The sequence below is a fragment of the Micromonospora sp. NPDC047753 genome (genome assembly GCF_040642735.1).
In the GTDB taxonomy this organism is placed as follows: Bacteria; Actinomycetota; Actinomycetes; order Mycobacteriales; family Micromonosporaceae; genus Micromonospora.
The window spans coordinates 1-4,307 of the sequence record NZ_JBEYSL010000542.1 but is presented as its reverse complement, the minus strand read 5'-3'; the positions used below and the strand labels follow the sequence as shown (position 1 = coordinate 4,307).

At 69.2% G+C, this 4,307-nt stretch carries 2 protein-coding genes and 2 pseudogenes; 3 read left to right on the top strand and 1 reads right to left on the bottom strand.

Features of this window, described 5'->3' with window-relative positions; all coding sequences use genetic code 11:
* Positions 1–81 precede the first annotated feature (81 nt).
* A pseudogene (locus ABZ749_RS30490) lies at positions 82–1,185 on the top strand (cell division protein FtsK); the annotation flags it as partial.
* Positions 1,182–1,844, top strand: a complete 663-nt coding sequence (locus ABZ749_RS30485) for a hypothetical protein (protein ID WP_357233817.1) — start codon at positions 1,182–1,184, stop codon at positions 1,842–1,844. The pseudogene ABZ749_RS30490 and the gene ABZ749_RS30485, both read left to right, overlap by 4 nt.
* 92 nt (positions 1,845–1,936) lie before the next feature.
* Here ABZ749_RS30485 and fxsT read toward each other — a convergent pair whose 3' ends face one another.
* The gene (gene fxsT, locus ABZ749_RS30480; RefSeq protein ID WP_357233815.1) at positions 1,937–4,123 is read right to left on the bottom strand and encodes an FxSxx-COOH system tetratricopeptide repeat protein; all 2,187 of its coding nucleotides are present in this window, start codon (positions 4,121–4,123) and stop codon (positions 1,937–1,939) included.
* Between the two features lie 92 nt (positions 4,124–4,215).
* Here fxsT and ABZ749_RS30475 point away from each other — a divergent pair.
* Positions 4,216–4,307, top strand: a pseudogene (locus ABZ749_RS30475) (DUF899 family protein); the annotation flags it as partial.

Below are 4,307 nucleotides of genomic sequence, written 5' to 3'. Positions count from 1 at the left end.
GGCGCCTGCCGGTGACCGAGCGGGCCCGTGGCTGGATGTACGACTTCGCCCCGGGCACGGAGTGGCCAGAGGTGGACGTGCATGGCCCGCCGCGGCCGGTCCCAGGGCATCCACCTGGTCCTGGCCTCGCAGGACGTGCGGGGCATCGAGGCGCTGTGGGGCCGCCCCGCGCTGGTCGCGCAGTTCGCCCTGCGCATCGCGTTGCCCAAGGCGCTGCGCATCCTCGCCGAGCGCAACGACGCGGCCCAGTCGCTGCCGCGCTGGCACGCGGTGGTCAACGCCGAGTCGGGCATGGTGGAGGGCAACGAGGTGGCCCGCATCCCGGCGGCCAGCGACTGGGAGACCTGGAGCGGGTTGCAACACCGGCTGTGGCGGATGCGCGCCCCCGACGCGGCGCCGGCCCGGCTCTTCGACGGCGACGCGATCCCCCGGCTGGCGGACGCCCCGGACTTCCGGGCGCTCGCCGTTCCGCCGGACGGAACCGCGCCGCGCAACCCGGTGGCTCTGCTCGGCGAGATCATCGACGTGCAGTCCCGCTCGGCGTCGCTGCGGCTGCCGCGCGCCCCGGGCCGCAACCTCGCGGTGCTCGGCACCCGCGTCGACGAGGCGTGCGCGGTGCTCGACGCGGCGGCCCGGTCGCTGGCCCGTCAGCACCCGCCGGGCACCGCCCGGTTCTCCATCGCCTGCCTCGACCCGGACGCCGACCCGATCGCCCGCGCCCTCTACGACGACCTGGCCGACGACGCCGCCTGGTACGACGAGGAGACCGTCGGGGAGCTGATGGCCGAGACGGCCGACGGGCTCAGCGGCCCGGGAAGTCCGCACTACCTGCTGCTGTTCGCCGTCGACGCGGCAGCGGGCGCGTTGGCCGCTCGCGCGGGTCGGCGGACCGGCCTGGAGCAGCTGCGCCGGATCATGCACGACGGGCCGGAACGACGCACGCACGTGCTGGCCTGGTGGCGGGGTGTGGCCCGGATGCGCGCCGATCTCGGTGGGCCGGCCTCCCGTACCGACCAGATCGGTGCCTGGGTGGCCCTGGACGCGCACGGCGGCGAGCTGGGCTCGTCGCTCTATCCGGGCACCGGCGGCCCGGACTGGTATCCCCGCCCCTGGCGGGGGCTCTTCTTCGACCGGGCGGTGCACCGCACCGGACAGGTGATCATCCCGTATGGACCGACGCGATGAACGAACCGGTGACCAGCGAGACGTACGCGGCGCAGCTACGGCGGCTGGCCGAGCTCAGCGCGCGGGTACGCGAGCAGCGCGCCGAGGCGCACACCTGGCACGAGCGGCAGTGCGTTGCCGCCGAGCGGGCCGTCGCCGAGGCTGCCGACCAGCTCCAGAGCGCCGAGGAGGAACTGGTCGCTGCCCGTGAGCAGCAGGAACGGGTCGACGCCGAGGTGGCCCACCTGTGGCAGCAGGTCCGTTCGCGCCTCGGTGCCCGCCGTCTCGGTGGCCCGCCCGCCCCGGCGAACGGCGTCGGGGCCACCGACCCGGTGGTGCTGCTCGCCAAGGCCCGTGACCTGCTCGACCGGGCCGGTCAGCCGGGCGAGCTGCCGGGCTCGGTCAACCCGCTGCTGGCGCTCTGCGGGGTGGCCGGTGCCGTGCTGGCGTACGCGCTGGGGGCCGGCGCCCGCGCGCTCGGCATCGGGTACGGCGGAGACCTGGCGGTCGGGTTGCCGGTGCTGGCGCTGGTGGTGACCCTGCTCGGGCCGCTGGTCGGTCTGGTGCCGGCGCGGGTGCTGGCCGACCGCCGGCACGCGGTGCTCGGCCCCCGACCGATCACAGTGGTCCTCGGTGCGGGGGTGGTCGCCACCGGGCTGCTGCTGGCCCTCGGCCGCTGATCCGACGAACGGCCCCCGGGTGACCGCGGTCAACGACCGGACGTGGCACTCGGGGCGCGAGACAACACTAGCCAGACACCGGCACTCCCGGCTCATCCCTGTGCGGACGAGTTCGGAAAAAGGCTCTGAGCCAGGGCCAAGGTTTCGGGATGGTCTGTGCCCAACACCCGCCTGCGACGTTGGAGAGTCTCCTCGTCAAGAGCGCGCGCCTCTTGGAGACTCCCCTGCCGGCGCAGAATGTCAGCGAGGATGGCCGCCGCCTGCAGAGTGCTGCGGTGGTCGGGACCAAGCCTGCGGCTGAGCTCGGCAAGGGACAGGCGGCCATACGTCCTCGCCTCGTCCAGTTCTCCGAGATTCGCGAGGTCGAGAGCGAGTTCGGCCTTGGTAATCAGGGTGTCCGGATGATCGTGACCAAGCACGACTTCCCGGCGGTCCAGAATCTGGCGGTGCAGAGCTCTCGCAGCTTCGTGTTCACCAAGCTCGGCCATTCGATTAGCCAGATTGTTGGCGGAAAGCAGAGTCTTGGGATCATCGTCACCGAAGATCCGCCGCAGGCGAGTGAGAGTGTCGCGGTTCAACTGCCGTGCGTCCTCGAATCTCCCGAGGTCGGCCATGGCCCTGGCGCAGTTGCCAGCCGAAGACAGGGTCTCCGGATCGTCCGGACCGAGCAGGCGCTGCAAGCGGGCAAGTGTGTCCGTCTCGATGCCCAACGCGTCGGGATGCGCCGGGGGAAGCGTCGCCGACTGACGCCGAGCTGCCCGCAGGACATCCAGATCGTCGCTGCCCAGCGATTGAGTCCATCTCTCGCGAGCGGTCCGGGCGAGCTCATTCGCTGATGCGGCCTGCCCGGACAGCTCCAGATATCGGGCGGCATCGAGAACGACACTACGATAATCCTGGCTGCCCGCGTCAGCGGGTCCGGGGGCCAGCCGTAGGTGCGGGCCAACGTGAGCCGTCAGGATGGACCACAGCGGCCAGAGGGTCAACTCGGAGGGGTCGTCGGATCGGTTCGCGGCGAGCAACTCACCGGCCAACTGCCACTGCCTGCTTCGCGTCCGTACGCTGAGCAGATCGCGCACGACTGCCGCCGTCGTGCGGTGCACCACGAGCGACCCCCCGTCCGAGTCGAGCCGCGCAAGGCCGAATTCCACCAGCCGCCCCACCGATGACCTCAGTGTGACGGGTGAGGCCTTGGCGAGGGCGCTTCGACTTCCCTCCTGCGGCATACGGGTGAGCCAGGTGAAGGGAATCGGCTCTGGTCCCAGGAACGAACACAGATTCAGGATGCTGACCCCGACGGGGTCCTCAACACTGAGCCGTTCGACGGAGAGCGCGACCACCGCGGCCAACGACAGTTGATATCCGACCGGCCTGCCGCGGTCCAGAATCTCGATCGCATGTGCTTCGATCGCATCGACGTACTCACTGGGCCGCATGCCCGTTGCCACCATGAAACCCGCTGCTTGCGCTACCGCCAGGGGCAGATCGCCCACCGCGTTCGCGACCCTGTCCGCGTCCGACGGGCTGATCCCGCTCAGCTGCGCTGTCAATAAGGACACCGACTCTGTCCGGGAGAATACATCCACTTGAATCAACGCTCCTAGCTGATTCCAGTAGTTGGCTCGCGAGGTGATCAGCACTTGACCAGCACCATCGGGAATTGCCGGCGAGACGAGCTCGGTTCCCGGCATGTTGTCCAACACCACCAACCAGCCCCGGTGGCCGCGCAGCCAGCCCCGAGCCTTCTCGGCAGCATCCTTGACCGGTGTTCCTTCGGTTGCTTCACCCACTTCGACAGCCAACGCCGCCAACTGTTCGGTTACGAGCGGAGGCTGTTCGGCAGCGATCCACCAAATCACGGAAAAACGCTCTTTGAATCTGTGCGAATATTCGACTGCCAGACTTGTCTTACCGGAACCACCTATGCCGTGCAGACAGACGACAGATGATGCGAGTCGCAGGTGAAGTTCGTCCAGTATCTGTTCCCGGCCGGTGAACAACGGATTCCGATTCGGCATACGACGCGGGCCCGGCTGCTCAGTCACGGCGGGGACAACGCTCGTGGATCTCCGGCGCGGCCACAGCAACACCACCTCGGACCCCACACACATCAGAGTTATGACGCCCAAGGTCAACCACGGATTCTGTCGCACCAGCTCAAGGACCCTGGGCCAACGCTGCTGGTCGGAAGCCGCGTTGGCGGCAAGACCTCCCAGCGCAGCCAATATCGGCACACCGGCCACGACCCATCCGGCCGAGCGACGACCATCAGAACCCATGGACGAATCCCTTCGCGGCACCGTCCCCCACATCCAACAGGACGTCGCGTCTGGTGTCACTGACCGTTCACCAGGTCCTCGGGACGTGAAGCACCACCTCCCGCGGCGTGGAACGGCTCGGCAGTAACTGGTCCTTTCTCGATCTGACGCCGTACGGCCGACAGGAGACCTGGGAGGACTCGCC